The following is a 17,554-nucleotide window of genomic DNA, read 5'->3' as shown; positions in this document are numbered from 1 at the left end:
GTCTGCGCGTCCGCTTCGCTCCCGCTCCGCCCGAGGATGACGAAGTCGCACCCGTACCCCCGCCCCGCCCACCCGTGCGGAGCACCGCACAAGTCCTGCGGATTCCAGAACATTCCGCCACGTCACCCCGCCCTATCATTCCTCTCAGACAATGGCGCCCCGGCGGTCGCGGCCACCCGCGTTGGCGGTCCGCCGGGGGCGCGCCGATTTCCGTGCATGCCGTTGTCCCAAAACCGCCTCGCATTTTGGGCGGCATGCACCAACAAGAGGGAACGACGATGAAATTCATGCTGACCGACCGCAAATTGCACCCGCGGGCCAAGCCCGTCGCCGACGATTTCAGAAAGGGCGGCATCAACCGCCGCGAGTATTTTGCGCTGATGGCCGGCCTCGGCGTCAGCGCCGCCGGCGCTTTTGCCCTGGGCGGCATCGTCCCGACGCCGGCTCGCGCGGCGGAACCGAAGAAGGGCGGCGTGCTTCGTGTCGCCATGAACGTCAAGGGGTTCAAGGACCCGCGCACCTTCGACGGTGTCGAAATGTCCAACGTCGCCCGCCACTGCAACGAATATCTGGTGCGCTGGAACACCGACTTCACCTTCGAGCCCTGGCTGCTGGAAAAATGGGAGATGAGCGACGACGCCAGGACGCTGACGCTGCATGTCCGCAAGGGCATCACCTGGTCGAATGGCGACGCCTTCAACGCCGACGATGTCGTCCACAACCTCAACCGCTGGTGCGAGGCCGGTGTCGCCGGCAATTCGGTCGCCGCGCGCATGGGCGCGCTGGTCAACGCCGACACCAAGAAGGTGGTCGATGGCGGCATCGAGAAGCTCGACGACCACACGATAAAGCTCAATCTGCCGAAGCCCGACATCTCGCTGGTCGCCGGCATGGCCGACTATCCCGCGCTCATCATGCACCGCTCCTATGATGGCGGCAGCGATCCCATGAAGGCGCTGGCCATCACCACCGGCCCCTGCGAACTGGTGAAATGGGACGCCGAGACGGGTGCCGAGGTGAAGCGCAAGGACGAGCCCTGGTGGAAGGGCGATTTCTACCTCGATGGCATCCAATGGATCGACTACGGCTCCGACCCCAACGCCATGCTGTCGGCCTTCGAATCCGGCGAGATCGACACCGACCACGAAACCGCTTCCGACGCGGTCTCGCAGACCGAGAAGATGGGGCTGAAGAACTCCGAGATCGCCACCGGCTCCACCATCGTCGCCCGCTTCAATGTCTCCAACGCGCCCTATGACGACGTCAAGGTGCGCCGCGCCGCGCAGCTCGCCGTCGACAATTCCGCCGTGTTGAAGCTCGGCCTCGACGGCCGCGGCAAGCCGGCCGACAACCACCATGTCGGCCCCATGCACCCCGAATATGCCGATATCGGCCCGGCCAGGCGCGACGTCGAGGCGGCGAAGAAGCTGATCGCCGAGGCAGGCAAGGCGGACCATGAATATGAGCTGATCTCGGTCGACATCGAATGGCAGAAGAGCACGGCGGATGCGATCGCCGCGCAGATCCGCGAGGCCGGCCTCAAGATCAAGCGCACCGTGCTGCCCGCCGCCACCTTCTGGAACGACTGGAGCAAGTTCCCCTATTCCTGCACCGAATGGCTCGGCCGCCCGCTCGGCGTCCAGGTGCTGGCGCTGGCGTATAAATCGGGCGCCGCCTGGAACGAGAGCGCCTATGCCGACAAGGAGTTCGACGAGCTGCTCGACAAGGCGCTGGCCATGCCCGACCCTATCAAGCGCAAGGAGATCATGGCCGGCATCGAGAAGAATTTACGCGATTCAGGCATCATCATCCAGCCCTACTGGCGCTCGGTCTACCGCACCTACCGCAAGGGCATCGAAGGCTGCGAACAGCACCAGGCGCTGGAGCAGCATTTCGAGAAAGTCTGGATTGAGGGGTGAGGCAGAGCCGTCCTTGGGGTCCTCGCCCCACGAGAGTGGGGAGTCCGAAGGACGGACGAGACCCGTGGCTCGCCCGGCACGGTGGCCCGGCGAAGCGGGGGGACGCCCTCCCGCGAAGCCAAAGCCATGTGAGGTTTAGGGCTCCCACTGTCGCGCGTCTCCCCCAGACGCCTGCGCCGCCCCTCACTGTCCTGCCGGACATCTCTCCCCGTAAAACGGGGCGAGAGTAGCTGGCCGCAACGCCGCTCCACCTTTTAACGTTGGCGATTGGCGAAATCAGCGACGAGCGCCCCTCTCCCCGTCCCTATACGGGGAGAGGATGCCGGCAGGCAGGTGAGGGGCAGCGCCGACATTTCTCTTCATATTCGGTTGCACGCGCTGTTGCGGATTTTGAGCAGCGCCGACATGGTCTCACCGCGCCGGCTTCACCAGCGTCCAGATCCAGCCGGCGAAGGTCGCCACCAGGAACGGATAGCCGGCGGCGAGCAAGGGCGACGAGGTCGGCAGCAGCGGCGTGCTCCCCAGGCGTCGCGCCGCCCCTCACTGTCCTGCCGGACATCTCTCCCCGTATAGGGACGGGGAGAGAATAGCTGGCCGCAACGCTGGCACCTTTCAACGTTGGCGATTGGCGAAATCGGCGACGAGCGCCCCTCTCCCCGTCACTATACGGGGAGAGGATGCCGGCAGGCAGGTGAGGGGCAGCGCCGACATCCTCTTCATATGCGGTTGCACGCGCTGTTGCGAGTGTTGAGCAGCGACACGCTCTCACCGCGCCGGCCTCACCAAGGTCCAGATCCAGCCGGCAAAGGTCGCCACCAGGAACGGATAGCCGGCGGCGGGCAGCGGCGCGGAGGTCGGCAGCAGCGGCGTGCCCCACAGCACCATGCCCACCGAGGCCAGGAACAGCGCGGCGGCGATGAAGGCGGTGAACCGCATCCACAACGCGAACGTGCTGGGCACGCTGACCATGATCAGCGCCGCCGCCCAAAGCGAGATGCCGCCGACATAGGAAGGCACGCTGGCCTGCAGCCCCGCCGCATTGCCGGCCAGCAGCAGGCTTTCGCCGGCCAGGAAGGTCAGGAAGCCCGCGGCCACGCAATCATTGCCCAGCCGCTGGTATTTCATGGTGAGCAAGGCCGTCGCCACCACCAGCGCCACGCCGTCGATCGCCCAGAGCGTTTCGCGCAGCGGAGCGCTGGCGACGAAGGTGCCGGCTAGGCCGAAGGCGCCACCGATGGCGAGGCCGAGGGCTGCGGTGGTGTCGAGAGGATTGGTGCGCATGTGATGTCCTCCCCAAGCGGGAAGAGGATACGCCAAGGCGTTCGGTTGTCCAAAGAGCTTTCCCGGCCGTGGTGTTGCGAATTTCGACCGGGGTGGAACATGACGAAAGTTGAGCGGAAGCGAAGGAGGGGGGCAGCCACCAGCCGCGCGTTAAGCTCGGCCACCGGCCTTTTCATAAGCGTTTGTTAGCTGTCGAGCCAACATTCCAGACAGCAATTCTTCCATCTTAGAGAGATCAATATGCCCCTCTTTGGAGGCAACGTCTGCCGCGTCCAATGCATCGAAGTACGGACTTCTGTTCTCTACTATTTGTTCCGGAATGGTTGGTGTTCCAGGAAACACGCTCTCTGCTTTTATACACAAAACAACGTACGACAATATGCGGGATGTCCGGCCGTTTCCATCGGCGAAAGGATGCACCCAATTAAGCCGCCACATTATATATGCTGCAAGGTGAATAGCCGTCGCTTTGTCCCATTTCTCGTTGACGTAGTCGCAAAGCTCTTCAATTAGTTCAGGAACAAGGTGAGCTTCAGCCGGCTTGTGTTTGCTGCCAACTATTTCTACACCTGCCGGCCGAAAGTTACCCGCGTATGCGCTAATCCCGGCTAGCGCCTCTCGTTGCAAGGCAAGTATCAGAGATGGGCGGAGCTTGAAATTGCCACGATCAAGTGCCTGATAAACCGTCTGAATGCCATAGTCATACTGCCTCAGACCATTCCTGGCCTCAGCCTCTGCTTTAAGCTCCGGGTCCGATATCAGCTCAGCTTCGAATGCTCTGCTGTGGCGTTGCACGGAATCGACCACCATAATAACCTTCAGTCGGCAATTAACCCTTGGCGCCTTTGCTCAGAAGCTCCGCCTGCTTATCGACCATCTCACGAGTTATTCTATCGTTCTCGAATTTAGTATTGCCATAAGCAAAACTTCGGCGTTGCTGTTCCTTGTCGCTTTTTGTCTGATCGAGCGTCTTGGTAGCTTCAATCAGTTTTTTCAGTGCTTCAGTCATTGATGCCTCCTGCGCTTATCACCTAATTGGCAAACGCAAATCACTCTGGCGAGCATGCGCGATACCCGCCGAATTTGCCAATGAATTTGTTATGAAGGCTCACTGCGCATCGCGCACATCCAACACCTAGCCCTGTCAATCCAGCCACGAACAGAAGGGTTGGCATAGAGACAAAGTTGGAGATCCTTAGGGGCGTTGAGGCTCTTCTCGTTTAGAACATATCAGGAACCTCTGAACCGCTCAATCGCCCATCTTCAGCGCCTGGATAAACGCCTCCTGCGGAATATCGACCTTCCCAAACTGCCGCATCCGCTTCTTGCCCTCTTTCTGCTTGTCCAAGAGCTTGCGCTTGCGCGAGACGTCGCCGCCGTAGCACTTTGCGGTGACGTCCTTGCGCAGCGCCGAGATGGTTTCGCGGGCGATGACCTTGCCGCCGATCGCGGCCTGGATCGGGATCTTGAAGAGGTGGTGCGGGATCAGCTCCTTCAGCTTCTCCACCATCTGCCGGCCGCGCTTTTCCGCCGCCGTGCGGTGCACCAGCATCGACAGCGCGTCGACCGGCTCCTCGTTGACCAGGATCGACATCTTCACCAGATCGCCCTCGCGATAGTCGGTCAGGTGATAGTCGAAGGAGGCGTAGCCCTTGGAGATCGACTTCAGCCGGTCATAGAAGTCGAAGACGACTTCGTTGAGCGGCAGATCATAGGTGAGCATGGCGCGCTTGCCGACATAGGAGAGGTCGACCTGGATGCCGCGCCGGTCCTGGCAGAGCTTCAATATGCCGCCGAGATAGTCGTCGGGCGTCAGGATCGTGGCGCGGATCCATGGCTCCTCGATGGCCGAGATCTTGACCACGTCGGGCATGTCGGCCGGGTTGTGCAGCTCCTTCATCGAGCCGTCATTGAGCAGCAGCCGATAGACGACGGAAGGCGCGGTGGCGATGAGGTCGAGGTTGAACTCGCGCTCCAGCCGCTCCTGGATGATTTCGAGATGCAAAAGGCCGAGGAAGCCGCAGCGATAGCCGAAGCCGAGCGCGGCGCTGGTTTCCATCTCATAAGAGAAGCTGGCGTCGTTGAGGCGCAGCTTGCCGACGGCGGCGCGCAGATCCTCGAAATCGGCGGCGTCGACCGGGAACAGGCCGCAGAACACCACCGGCTGCGCCGGCTTGAAGCCAGGCAGCGCATGCGCGGTCTGGCGCTTGTCCTCGGTGATGGTGTCGCCGACGCGGGTGTCGGCCACTTCCTTGATCGAGCCGGTGAAGAATCCGAACTCGCCGGGGCCGAGCTCCTCGACATTGATGCGGGCGGGCGTGAACACGCCGGTGCGCTCGACCAGATATTTGGCGCCGGTGCCCATCATGCGGATGGTCTGGCCCTTCTTCAGCACGCCGTCGATGATGCGCACCAGGACGATGACGCCGAGATAGGCGTCGTACCAGCTGTCGACCAGCATGGCCTTCAACGGCGCGGTGGCGTCGCCCTCGCGCGGCGGCGGCAGCTGGTGGACGATGGCCTCCAGCACGTCGGGAATGCCAAGACCGGTCTTGGCCGAGATCAGCACGGCGTTGGAGGCGTCGATGCCGATCACCTCCTCGACCTGCTCGCGGATGCGCTCTGGCTCGGCGGCCGGCAGGTCGACCTTGTTCAGCACCACGACGATCTCGTGGTTGTTGTCGATCGCCTGGTAGACATTGGCGAGCGTCTGCGCCTCGACGCCCTGGGAGGCGTCGACCACCAGCAGCGAGCCCTCGCAGGCGGCCAGCGACCGCGACACTTCATAGGCGAAATCGACATGGCCGGGCGTATCGATCAGGTTGAGGATATAGTCCTCGCCGTTCAAGGCACGGTATTTCAGCCGCACGGTCTGCGCCTTGATGGTGATGCCGCGCTCGCGCTCGATGTCCATCGAGTCCAGCACCTGCTCCTTCATGTCGCGCGCCTCCAGCCCGCCGGTCAGCTGGATCAGGCGGTCGGCAAGCGTGGATTTGCCATGGTCGATATGGGCGACGATGGAGAAATTGCGGATGTGGTCGAGGGGCGTGCTCATGCCGGGCGCTTTAGCAGGGGCGGCAATCGGCGGCAAGGCTTGCGGCGCAAGGGCTGCCCTGGCGATCACGAAGTGGTGAGCATTGCCGGAAAAATCGAAAATCCGGGCCCGGCGGCCTGGAATGCATAAATTTTAAACGATCGCGTTAGACCTTGGTTGTCGGCGGCTTGGTATTCGCACGGCCGCTCATGTGTTTCGGGGGTCAGAAATGCGCAATGTTGCAAGCGGGTTTGCCCGCTCCCGCAGCGGCTCCATCATGCCGCTGTTCTTCCTGTGTACGGTGCCGCTGATCACCGTCGCCGGCTTTGCCGTCGATTATACGTCGGCCGTACAGATCAGGTCCAATCAGCAGCAGGCGCTGGATGCCGCGATCCTGTCGATCACCACCATGGATACCGCCTCGACGCTGCCGCAGCGCCAGCAGGTGCTGCAGGATACCTTCCTTGCCAACGGTGGACAGGGAACCGCGACCCTGAACAGCTTCGTGGCTGGCACCACCGCCACCGCCACCACTGCGCGGGCCACGGCAAGTTTCGCCATGCCCACCGTTTTCATGACCATCGCCAGGATTGACACCGTACCGATCGCCGTCGCCTCGGCGGTCAGCAAGCCGCCGTCGCTGGTGCAGGCGAACTTTAAGGTAACCGGGGCGTCGGGCTGGTGGAACAAGACGATGACGCTCTACGGCACGCAGTTAGGGGCGACGGTGGCCAAGCCGCTGATGACGATCGACTACACCTATGGCAAGACCGGAGATCCGAAAGGCTATGGCACCACCACCACCAGCGTCCTGACGACCGATTCAACCGGCAAGACCGTCACCACGGTGGCCCAGAAGCAGGTGTGCACCGTCGGCAACAACCCACCCGCCGGCGTGACCCTCAAGCAGGATGCGAGCGGCACGAAATATTACTGTGTCGATACGATGTACCCGGCCAACGGCGCCGGCGCGTCAATCGACGTCAGCCAGATGGGTGGCCTCTACATGCAGATGTATGTGCCATCGGGGAAGCCGCAATATCTCACCACGAATGATCCGACCACCTCCAACCGGCTCTATATCGACGGCGTCGAAGTGCCGACCGGGCAAAAGGTCGACATCTTCTCCGCCGTCCCTTGCAACCAGTCCAGCAACCAGGCCTGGGAAGACGGCGGCAGTCCGGTGCCGGCGCCAGTCTCCAATGCGGACTTCTTCTACACCGTCTCCGGCAAGTGCGACTTCAACCAGCGGCCCTCGAACACGGTGCTGACGCAGTAAGGCGAAACCATTCGTGCAGCGTCTTTCTCCCCGTCACTATACGGGGAGAAATGCCCGGCAGGGCAATGAGGGGCAGCGCTGCCTTCTGCATCTGTAAACAGATTTTGCCATCGGAAAATTCTTCCGGGGTGGCCAAAGCCGGAAGTTGGCGCTGCCCCTCATCCGCCTGCCGGCACCTTCTCCCCGTATAGTGACGGGGAGAAGGACCCTGTACGGCACAGCGACGCACGAGAACATCACGAACCGGTGAGCTCTGTAACGAAGCCGCAAATGGCGGCGAAGTGGGGATATGACCGGCGCAACCGAGCGCCGTCCCCCACGGAGCAAGCCGATGTCGCAGTCCAGGCGCAGCAAATTCATCGCATTGTCCGGCGCGCTTGCGCTCGCGGCCACGCTCGGGGCGGCGCAAGCCCAGCCGCTCACCGTGGTCGAGCTGTTCACCAGCCAGGGCTGCTCGTCCTGCCCGCCGGCCAATGCCAATCTCATCAAGGTCAAGGACCAGCCCGGCGTTCTGGCGCTGTCCTTCAACGTCACCTACTGGGATTATCTCGGCTGGAAGGACACGTTCGGGAAGCAGGAGTTCACCCAGCGCCAGGTTTCCTACGAGCCGCCGCTTGGCCATGACGGGCCGTTCACGCCGCAAGTGGTGGTCAACGGCCATGCCGATGTCGTCGGCGCCGCACCGGGCGAGATCGAGCATCTGATCACCGCCACAGGCAAGACCGGCGGTCCGTCGCTGTCGCTCGACGGCGGCAAGGTCGTGATCGGCGCCGGCCCGGCCCCGGGCGGCAAGGCCGATGTCTGGCTGGTGCGCTATGCCAGGGGCGTCGTGCAGGTGCCGGTGGCGCGCGGCGAAAACACCGGCCGCACCTTGCCGCACGCCAATGTCGTGCATGCGCTGCAAAAGCTAGGCAGCTGGAACGGCGATGCCGCCACCTATGCGCTGCCCGCGGCGTCCAGCGGCCTCAGCACGGCTGTGCTGGTGCAATCGCCGGGCGGCGGCCCGATCCTGGCCGCCACCACGAACTAGCCCCCACACTTTCAAACGAGATTGCGCGACGCCGCCGTTGCGGCGCCGCCAATGCCGGCGGCTGACAGAGCCGCCATCCCCCCTCAACGACCAAGCCAAGGAGACCATCATGATCGTTCTTTCCCGCCTGACGCTGCCCGCGCTCGCCCTCGCCCTCTGCTCGACGGCGCTGCTGGCCGGCGGCATCGCCCGCGCCGACGACGCCACCAACGCCATGAAGCCGGCCACGGACGCGATGGCGCCGGCGGCGGACGCGATGAAACCGGCAACCGACGCCATGAAGCCGGCTGACCCGATGGCCACTGACGCCATGAAGCCCGCGACGGATGCCATGAAACCAGCCGACGCGATGAAGCCCGCCGATGCCATGAAGCCGGCGACGGACGCGATGAAGCCGGCGGACGCGATGGGGGCGACGGCTCCGGCCAACTAGGCCTTGGGCCACAGCTCCCCGCCGTCCCTGGCCATGGCCGTTCCTGTCCAAGGTCGGGGGCGGTCATTTTACCCGGGATGCCGGCGCGCCGGCGCACACGAATGTGAGCTTCCGCCGCAACTCGTGCATCGCGCCGACCTACCCGATCCAATAGACTGATCCCTGTGGAAGCCATGAGGAGTGCAACCATGACCAATATCAAGAACCGTTCGACCGGCCTTGTCAGGGGCGCGCTGGCCGCGCTCGTCCTGGCCGCCGCCGGCGCCGCCTTCTGGCTGACGCCGGCGGTTTCCGCCGAGGACGCGGTGAAGATCCCGCCGCCGGCCATGGACGAAAAGGCCGCTGGCGGCACCGAGACGGCGATCTTCGCCGGCGGCTGCTTCTGGGGCGTGCAGGGGGTGTTCCAGCACGTCAAGGGCGTCACCAGGGCCGTCTCCGGCTACACTGGCGGCTCGAAGGAAAACGCCGTCTACGAGACGGTCGGCACCGGCCGCACCGGGCATGCCGAATCCGTCGAGATCACCTATGACCCCTCGAAGGTCACTTACGGCCAGCTGCTGCAGGTCTATTTCTCGGTCGCCCACAATCCGACGCAGCTCAATTACCAGGGACCGGACTCAGGCACCCAGTACCGATCGACGATCTTCGCCGAAAACGAAGCGCAGAAGAAGATTGCCGAGAGCTACATCGCCCAGCTCGACAAGGCCAAGGTGTTCCCCGAGCCGATCGTCACCACGCTGGAGACCGGCAAAACCTTCTATCCGGCCGAGAACTACCACCAGGACTTCCTGACGCTGAACCCGACCTATCCCTACATCGTCTACAACGACCTGCCCAAGGTGGCGAACTTGAAGACGCTGTTCCCGGCGCTGTACAGCGAAAAGCCGGTGCTGGTGCTGTCGGCGAGTAATTGAGCCCCTGAGGCGCGTTATCTCCCCCCTTGAGGGGGAGATGTCGCCGAAGGCGACAGAGGGGGTCGCCGCGCGTGAAGCGCTAACCTTCCGCCGCCGCAGGAGGCCGAACCCGGTCGAGCCGACCCCCTCTGGCCTGCCGGCCATCTCCCCCTCGAGGGGGGAGAGCCGCTATCAATCGTAGGTCAGATCGATCGCCTTGCCGCCGAACACACGGTAGGCATAGAACGAATAGAAGATGATGATCGGCAGCACCACCACGGTGCCGGCCAGGATGATGGCCAGGCTTTCGGGTGCCGACGCCGCCTGCCAGATGGTCAGCCGGTCAGGCACCACGAACGGGTAGAACGACCAGGCAAGACCGGCAAAGCCCAGCACGAAGATGCCGGCCAGCGTCAGGAACGGCGTCAGCGCATGGCGGTCGTCGGGCCTGGGCAGGTGGAAGGTCTGCCGCCACAGCCACAGGAACAGCAGCGCCGACAGGATCGGCAGCGGCGACAGGTACAGCATCTCGGGCCAGACGAACCATTTGTCGAAGATGCGCGGGCTGGCGAAGGGTGTCGCCAGCGATACGGCGGCCATGCCGAGCGCGGTCAGCACCAGGGTGGTGCGCAGCCAGCGCACCGCCTTCCTCTGCAGCGCGCCTTCGGTCTTGTAGATCACCCAGGCCGCACCCATCGCCGCGTAGGCGGCTGCCAGGCAGAACGCCACCAGCACGCCGAACGCCACGCCGCCCGGGCCGACATCGAGGCCGAGCACATAGACGCCCAGCATGTAGCCCTGCGCCAGCGAGGCGATGAGCGAGCCGAGGAAGAAGATGCGGTTCCAGCGGTGCTTGCGCTCGGTCGGCACCTTGGCGCGGAAGTCGAAGGCGACGCCGCGCAGGATCAGCCCGACCAGCAGCACGAAGACCGGAATGTAGAGCGCGGTCAGGATGACGCCATGCGCCATCGGGAAGGCGACCAGCAGCAGGCCGACGGCCAGCACCAGCCAGGTCTCGTTGGCGTCCCAGAACGGACCGATCGCCGCGATCATCGTGTCCTGCTCGGTGTCTTCCGCCGCGGCGAACAGGATGCCGATGCCGAGATCGAAGCCGTCGAGAATGACATAGATCAGGATGGCGAGGCCCATCAGGCCGGCGAAGATCAGCGGCAGCAGGGTTGGCCAGTCGTAGGTCATCGCTATGTCTCCCAGCCGCGATGGGCCGGGTGCACGGCCTTACCGCTTGAAGCGATCGTTTCAAATTGATTGTGGGGGTCCGCGCCGCCCCTCATCCGCCTGCCGGCACCTTCTCCCCGTATAGGGACGGGGAGAAGGGGGCTGGCCGCAATGTTGGCTACCTTCTTGCAACGCCGGTGATTGGCGGAAGCGGCGATGACAGCGCTCCTCTCCCCGTCCCTGTACGGGGAGAGGATGCCGGCAGGCAGGTGAGGGGCGGCGCGGACCCGCGAGGAAGGCATGTTCACTCCCCTGCCGCCGGCTGCGACAGCGGCGCGTTGAGAACACCCGGCAGCGGCGAGGTGTCGCCATCCTTGGCCGCCTTCAGCGCCAGATGCACCAGCACGCCGAGATAGGCGATCAGCAACAGCACGTAGAGAATGAGATAGATGGCGAGCGTCAGCGCCACATGGCTGCCCGCCACCGGGCCGACGGCGTCGGCGGTCTTCAGCACACCCGTCACCAGCCAGGGCTGGCGGCCGATCTCGGTCGTGTACCAGCCGGCCAGCGTCGCCAGCCAGCCCGACAGCGCCATCGGCACCATCAGCAGGGCGAGCGGCTTCGGCAGGCGGTGCCGGCGCTTGAGGAAGAACGCCGCCGACCAGGAAACGGCAAGCATCAGAAGACCGGTTCCGACCATGATGCGGAAACTCCAGAAGATGGGGAAGACCGGCGGATGGTTGCCCGGAAAATCGTTCAGCCCCGGCACGACGCCACTGGCGCCGTGCCGCAGGATCAAGCTTGCCCCGTCGGGAATGGTCACCTCGAACCGGTTCTCCTTCGCCGCCTCGTCGGGCAAGGCGAAGAGCACCAGCGGCACGTTGGGGCCGGTGGTCCAGTTGGCCTCCATGGCGGCGATCTTCTGCGGCTGGTGCTCCAGCGTGTTCAGCCCGTGCTGGTCGCCGGCCAAGATCTGGATCGGGATCAGGATCGCGGCGGTGAAGACGCCGGTGCGCAACGCCTTCCACATCGATTCCGAGCGGTCGCCATTGAGATAGCGCAGCGCCGACAATCCCGCGATCAGGAACGAAACCGTCAGGCCTGAGGCGAGCAGCATGTGGACCAGGCGATAGGGCATCGAGGGGTTGAAGACGACAGCCCACCAGTCGACCGCATGCGCCTTGCCGTCGACCATCACGAAGCCGGCCGGCGTCTGCATCCAGGAATTCAGCGCGATGATCCAGAAGGCCGAGACCGTGGTGCCGCCAGCCACCAGCACGGTGGCCAGAGTGTGGATGCGGTTCGACACGCGGCGGAAACCGAACAGCATGATGCCGAGGAAGGCCGCCTCGAGGAAGAAGGCGGTCAGGATCTCGTAGGCGAGCAGCGGCCCGGCGATGTTGCCGACATGCTCCATGTAGCCCGGCCAGTTGGTGCCGAACTGGAAGCTCATGGTAACACCCGAGACCACGCCCATGGCGAAGGACAGAGCGAACACCTTCACCCAGGTGAAATAGGCACGCATCCAGGCGGAATCGTTGGTCGCGTTGTAGCGCAGCTTGAAGAACAGCAGCACCCAGCCCAGCGCAATGGTGATCGTCGGAAACAATATATGGAACGAAATATTCGCGCCGAACTGCATGCGCGAAAGTATGAGCGGGTCCATGACGGGCTCCGGCTGCTGTAATACTCGCGAAGGATAGGCCCGAAGTGGCTTCAGGTCAAAGCGGCGTCCTGCCGCGAGGCCGAACGCCACAGGACAATTTTGCCGGTTGCAAGCGACGCATTTTCGGCCGGTCCCCAAGCCTCGATGTCGAGAACTGTCAGCAGCGCCATTGACTTCCGGTTGCATGAAACGACAACAGGCCTATATCAGGGGACCTCTTTCAGGCAGCCGTTTCAGACATGCCCTCCATCCTGTCCATTTCCGGGGTCTCCAAGACCTACGCCACTGGCTTTACGGCGCTCAAGGAAGTCAATCTCGACATCCGGCGCGGCGAGATCTTCGCGCTGCTCGGCCCCAACGGCGCCGGCAAGACGACGCTGATCTCGATCGTCTGCGGCATCGTCAACCGCTCCTCGGGCACCGTCACCGTCGACGGCCATGACATCGGCCGCGATTACCGCGCCGCGCGCAGCCTGATCGGGCTGGTGCCGCAGGAACTGACCATCGACGCCTTCGAGACGGTCTGGGCAACGGTCAACTACAGCCGCGGCCTGTTCGGCAAGCCGGCCAACCCGACCTTTGTCGAGAAGGTGCTGCGCGACCTGTCGCTGTGGGACAAGAAGGACGCCAAGGCGATCACCCTGTCGGGCGGCATGAAGCGGCGGCTGATGATCGCCAAGGCGCTGTCGCACGAGCCGCGCATCCTGTTCCTCGACGAGCCGACGGCAGGCGTCGACGTCGAGCTGCGCCAGGACATGTGGGCGATGGTGCGACGGCTGCGCGAGGACGGCGTCACCATCATCCTCACCACCCACTATATCGAGGAAGCCGAGGCGATGGCCGACCGCGTCGGCGTCATCAACAAGGGCGAGATCATCCTGGTCGAGGGCAAGGCCGAGCTGATGCGCAAGCTCGGCCGCAAGCAGATGACGCTGGAGCTGCGCGCGCCGCTGGACAGTGTGCCCGACGGGCTCTCGCACTACGCGCTCGAGCTCGCGCCGGACGGCAGCCAGCTCACCTATACCTATGACAACCAGAGCGACCGGCCGGGCGTCGCCTCGCTGATCCGCGATCTCGAAGCGGCCGGGGTCCAGTTCCGCGATCTGGACACCAAGAACAGCTCGCTGGAAGAGATCTTCGTCAATCTCCTGAGGCAAGAGCCATGAGCCTGCGCGCTGCCATGAACCTTCGTGCGGCCCCCAATCTTCGTGCTGTATGGGCGATCTACCGGGTGGAGATGGCGCGTGCCTTCCGCACCGTGCTGCAGAGCATCATCTCGCCGGTCATTTCGACATCGCTCTATTTCGTCGTCTTCGGCTCGGCCATCGGCTCACGCATCACCGAGATCGACGGCATCAGCTACGGCGCCTTCATCGTGCCGGGCCTGATGATGCTGTCGCTCCTGACGCAATCGATCTCGAATGCGTCGTTTGCCATCTACTTCCCGAAATTCGTCGGCTCGATCTATGAATTGCTGTCGGCGCCGGTCTCCTATCTGGAGATCATCATTGCCTATGTCGGGGGTGCTGCGACCAAGTCGATCCTGCTCGGCCTGATCATCCTGGCGACCGCGGCGCTGTTCGTGCCGCTCAGGATCGAGCATCCGTTCTGGATGGTCGCTTTCCTGGTGCTGACCGCGGTGACCTTCAGCCTGTTCGGCTTCATCATCGGCATCTGGGCCAAGACCTTCGAACAGCTGCAGCTGGTGCCGCTTCTGATCGTCACGCCGCTGACCTTCCTGGGCGGCAGCTTCTATTCGATCCACATGCTGCCCGGCATCTGGAAGACGATCACGCTGTTCAACCCGGTGGTCTACCTGATCAGCGGCTTCCGCTGGAGTTTCTACGGCAAGGCCGACGTCTCCGTCGGCGTCAGCCTCGGCATGACGCTGGTCTTCCTGGCCGGCTGCATCGCGATCGTCGCCTGGATCTTCCGGACCGGTTACCGGCTAAGGAACTGATGCTGCTTCGCAGAAGCCGGTTCCCGCAGACGTCAAATAGCCTTGACCAGCCGCAGCAAGCCCAGCATCTCGATATAGGCGCCCTCGCGGAAGGCGATGTAGACCGGCTCTTCCACGCCATGGAAGCGTCGCTTGAACGCCGCCTGGCCCTGCAGGTTGAACCTGCGGCGGTTGACCCAGGGCGAGTCGTAGGCGCGCTGGAAGGTGTTGCGCCAGAACGCGCTTTCGGCAAATCCGCTTGGTCCTATATCGACCAGCGGCGACAGGCCAAGCGTGACCACGGAAACACCCTCTTCGCGAAACCGGTCGACGGCGAATTTGGTCAGGCCGATCTCGGCATGCGGTGAGGCATCGATATGCTTGCGCTTGAACGCGGTGGTGTAGCCGATCAACTTGCCGTCGGCGAACAGCGGGTCGAAGTCGAGCAACGCGATCAGTTCGCCATCTGGACCGTGCAGCACGAACCGGCGCATGTCGGTGCCGACCTGATCGTAAAACGGTCGGTTGAGAAAACCCATCTCCCAGCGCTTGACGATGCGGTCGCCGCGCCAATTTTGGGAGAGCCGGGCGATCTCGTCGAGAAAGATGGTGCGTTTGTCCTCGTCGAAGGAAAACCCCTTCTTCAACAGCCAACGCTCGGAATAGCGCACCGTTTCGTTGCGCTTGCCGGAAAAGTCGTGCCCGGGTAGCGGCAGGCGGGTGTCGATGCCCAGCCGATTGATCTTGTAGCCGAGCCCGGCCAGCACGCGTGCGGTCTCCTCGCCGATCTGCACGAACCACGGGTCGCCGGCGGTCTCGACAAAGCGCCTGATGTAGTCGGGCCGCCGCGCCGGCGCCGCCACGGGGTCGCCGAGCGCGAAATGATGCCTCATCTTGGTGCCGAAGGCGATGTAGCCATCGGCGTCGCCAAAGTAGGAAAGCTTGCCCTGCACGGCAGTGGAATAGGCGAGCGAGAAGTCGCCATGGCGACGGACCATCGCCAGCCGTTCGACATGCGTCAGCGTCTGGCGCTCGACCTTCGGCGAGGCACCCTCGAGGATATTGTCGAAATAGATACGCAAGGAGGGCATGGTCGATTCCGCGTGCCGTGTGTGGCGCTCCCAAGGACCAGCAAGCCACGCCGTGGCGTCTGATTTTTCGCGGGAAGCCGAAAACGATCGTGGTTTCGAATTCCTGCGTCGGTAACGAGATCCTCCACCTCGAATCAATCACATTGCCGCGACCTGATTATCGCCGATGCCGCCCATATGCCATATAGGACTGTATCTAATCGGACAGAAGCGGGTAATCTGCCCATGTCATTGTTTTGACCGCATTTCCGCGATCCGCTGTTTCCGGCTGGGGCGGAATGCTTCGGCGCAGGGCTTGCGCGACCGGCACCGATCCGCTGTGTGGGTCCGCGCGCGATCAAACGGTTACAGCGTCCTGCCAGTTTGCGGGATGCCGCGGCGGTTGAATGGGTTTTGAGAGTGAATGGCTGATACGGCGACCAGAACAACGGCGGAGCAGTTGGTGGCGGTCGAGCCGGCGATCGTCATTGGCGCCGGCGCCGCCGGATTGGCCGTCGCGCAGGCGTTGATCAAGGCTGGTGTGCCGACGGCGATCCTCGAAAAGGAGAATCGGCTGGCCGAGCCCTGGCACCGGCGCCACCAGCAACTGCATCTGAACACCCATCGCGATCTGTCGGCGCTGCCCGGCCTTGCCTTTCCCAAGGGTACCCCAGCCTTCCCTCCCAGGAAGGTCGTTATCCGCCATATGAACGATTTCCGTGAGGCGAACCGGCTGCCGGTGGAGTTTGGCGTCGCCGTCGAGACCATCATGTTCATGAGCGACCACTGGGCGGTGCGCACCAGCGCCGGCTCACGCCTCGCACGTCATATCGTTGTCGCCACCGGCCGCGACAGGGAGCCTTTCACGCCGCATTGGACGGGCATGCAGGCGTTCACGGGTCGGATCATCCATTCGGCGGATTTTGGCGACGCCAACACCTATGCCGGCAAGAAGGTGCTGGTCGTCGGCGCCGGCAATTCGGGCTTCGATGCCCTCAATCATCTGGCGGGCGTCGATACGGCGGCTCTATGGCTGTCGGCCCGCAACGGCCCCGCCCTTCTGCCCAAGCGGATCGGCAAGATCGCCGTGCACCGGCTCTCGCCGCTCATGGCGCGCTTGCCGCTGCGTGTTGCAGATGCGGTGATGGCGTTGACGCAGCGCCTGGTTTTCGGCGACCTCACCAAATTCGGCATGCCGCCCGCGCCGGCGGGCGGCGCCAGCCGCCTGACCTCGGACTACACCGCGATCGCCGCGGACGACGGCGCCGTCAGCGCCATCAAAGCGGGCAAGATCGTCGTGGTCCCGACAATAAGGGAGTTCACCGCGGACGGCGTGATCCTGGCCGATGGCAGACTGATCGATCCCGACATCGTCATTGCCGCGACGGGCTACCGCACCGGGCTGGAGCGCATGGTCGGCAATCTTGGCGTGCTCGACGGCAAGGGCGTTCCGCTTTTCAACGGCGCTGAAAACGATCCGAAACTGCCCGGCCTCTGGTTCACCGGCATGCGGCCGAGCATTCGCGGCTGTTTCGCCAACGCCGCCATATTGGGCAAGGCGATCGCCGGCCGGATCGCCGGCTCCCGCCATCTATTCGGCGCGTCGCGCTGATCCGGGCCCGGGGAGCCGGCAACCGGGCGCGCGATCTCGCGCGCCTCGGGGGATTCTGGATGCATGTCGCGCCGGCGGCAGGCCTCGTCGAACATGCGTTGCGGCGGCCATTTCGGCGGGTTTGAGCAGGCCACGGTCATGGACAGATTTCGGCATGGCGACGGTCTCCCTCGACAGGACCTGGGACGTCACGTGTAAATTGCCGATCTTTCCCGAGGCTTG

The 17,554-nt window shown here is 63.7% G+C and carries 15 protein-coding genes; 8 read left to right on the top strand and 7 right to left on the bottom strand.

Going from position 1 to position 17,554, the window contains the following annotated elements; translation table 11 throughout:
- Nucleotides 1-278 precede the first annotated feature (278 nt).
- Complete coding sequence (locus FJ548_RS08115) at nt 279-1,919, top strand: ABC transporter substrate-binding protein (RefSeq protein ID WP_140777601.1); 1,641 nt, start codon at nt 279-281, stop codon at nt 1,917-1,919.
- 765 nt (nt 1,920-2,684) lie between these two features.
- Here the strand turns inward: FJ548_RS08115 and FJ548_RS29785 are convergent.
- The 4 genes from FJ548_RS29785 to lepA form a co-directional block, all read right to left on the bottom strand.
- Entirely contained in the window at nt 2,685-3,200 is a 516-nt protein-coding gene (locus FJ548_RS29785) for a hypothetical protein (protein WP_181168737.1), read from the bottom strand.
- A 150-nt stretch (nt 3,201-3,350) separates the two neighbouring features.
- On the bottom strand, nt 3,351-4,010 hold the full coding sequence (locus FJ548_RS08090; protein ID WP_210242650.1) for a Fic family protein: 660 nt from the start codon (nt 4,008-4,010) through the stop codon (nt 3,351-3,353).
- A gap of 19 nt (nt 4,011-4,029) precedes the next feature.
- Nucleotides 4,030-4,209, bottom strand: coding sequence for a hypothetical protein (locus tag FJ548_RS08085; protein ID WP_140777599.1), 180 nt, complete (start codon nt 4,207-4,209; stop codon nt 4,030-4,032).
- 240 nt (nt 4,210-4,449) lie between these two features.
- A complete protein-coding gene (gene lepA, locus FJ548_RS08080; protein WP_140777598.1) occupies nt 4,450-6,255 on the bottom strand; it encodes a translation elongation factor 4 in 1,806 nt (601 codons plus the stop codon).
- Between the two features lie 208 nt (nt 6,256-6,463).
- On the opposite strand from lepA, the gene FJ548_RS08075 reads away from it, so the two are divergent.
- From FJ548_RS08075 to msrA, 4 genes are all read left to right on the top strand, one after another.
- Nucleotides 6,464-7,513, top strand: coding sequence for a pilus assembly protein TadG-related protein (locus FJ548_RS08075; RefSeq protein ID WP_140777597.1), 1,050 nt, complete (start codon nt 6,464-6,466; stop codon nt 7,511-7,513).
- A 331-nt stretch (nt 7,514-7,844) separates the two neighbouring features.
- The gene (locus FJ548_RS08070) at nt 7,845-8,543 is read left to right on the top strand and encodes a DUF1223 domain-containing protein (protein ID WP_140699151.1); all 699 of its coding nucleotides are present in this window, start codon (nt 7,845-7,847) and stop codon (nt 8,541-8,543) included.
- 109 nt (nt 8,544-8,652) lie between these two features.
- Nucleotides 8,653-8,976 carry a hypothetical protein gene (locus FJ548_RS08065; RefSeq protein WP_140777596.1) on the top strand — a complete coding sequence of 108 codons (324 nt, stop codon included), beginning with the start codon at nt 8,653-8,655 and terminating at the stop codon, nt 8,974-8,976.
- Between the two features lie 188 nt (nt 8,977-9,164).
- On the top strand, nt 9,165-9,890 hold the full coding sequence (msrA, locus tag FJ548_RS08060; protein ID WP_140777595.1) for a peptide-methionine (S)-S-oxide reductase MsrA: 726 nt from the start codon (nt 9,165-9,167) through the stop codon (nt 9,888-9,890).
- Between the two features lie 171 nt (nt 9,891-10,061).
- Here msrA and FJ548_RS08055 read toward each other — a convergent pair whose 3' ends face one another.
- Together FJ548_RS08055 and FJ548_RS08045 are read right to left on the bottom strand one after the other, a co-directional pair.
- The gene (locus FJ548_RS08055) at nt 10,062-11,066 is read right to left on the bottom strand and encodes a cytochrome d ubiquinol oxidase subunit II (protein ID WP_140777594.1); all 1,005 of its coding nucleotides are present in this window, start codon (nt 11,064-11,066) and stop codon (nt 10,062-10,064) included.
- A gap of 283 nt (nt 11,067-11,349) precedes the next feature.
- Nucleotides 11,350-12,711: a cytochrome ubiquinol oxidase subunit I gene (locus FJ548_RS08045; protein WP_140777593.1), complete on the bottom strand. Its 1,362-nt coding sequence runs from the start codon at nt 12,709-12,711 to the stop codon at nt 11,350-11,352.
- A gap of 239 nt (nt 12,712-12,950) precedes the next feature.
- On the opposite strand from FJ548_RS08045, the gene FJ548_RS08040 reads away from it, so the two are divergent.
- On the top strand, nt 12,951-13,877 hold the full coding sequence (locus tag FJ548_RS08040; RefSeq protein ID WP_140777592.1) for an ABC transporter ATP-binding protein: 927 nt from the start codon (nt 12,951-12,953) through the stop codon (nt 13,875-13,877).
- A 14-nt stretch (nt 13,878-13,891) separates the two neighbouring features.
- A complete protein-coding gene (locus FJ548_RS08035; RefSeq protein ID WP_140610647.1) occupies nt 13,892-14,671 on the top strand; it encodes an ABC transporter permease in 780 nt (259 codons plus the stop codon).
- A 32-nt stretch (nt 14,672-14,703) separates the two neighbouring features.
- On the opposite strand, the gene FJ548_RS08030 is transcribed toward FJ548_RS08035, so the two are convergent.
- A complete protein-coding gene (locus tag FJ548_RS08030; RefSeq protein WP_140777591.1) occupies nt 14,704-15,741 on the bottom strand; it encodes a phosphatidylglycerol lysyltransferase domain-containing protein in 1,038 nt (345 codons plus the stop codon).
- 403 nt (nt 15,742-16,144) lie between these two features.
- Here FJ548_RS08030 and FJ548_RS08025 point away from each other — a divergent pair, with 403 nt between their 5' ends.
- Nucleotides 16,145-17,332 carry an NAD(P)/FAD-dependent oxidoreductase gene (locus FJ548_RS08025; RefSeq protein ID WP_140777590.1) on the top strand — a complete coding sequence of 396 codons (1,188 nt, stop codon included), beginning with the start codon at nt 16,145-16,147 and terminating at the stop codon, nt 17,330-17,332.
- Nucleotides 17,333-17,554 lie beyond the last annotated feature (222 nt).

The organism is Mesorhizobium sp. B2-4-17 (genome assembly GCF_006441275.1).
Classification (GTDB): domain Bacteria; phylum Pseudomonadota; class Alphaproteobacteria; order Rhizobiales; family Rhizobiaceae; genus Mesorhizobium.
The sequence above is the reverse complement of the archived record's forward strand: the minus strand, read 5'-3'. Positions and strand labels throughout refer to the sequence as shown.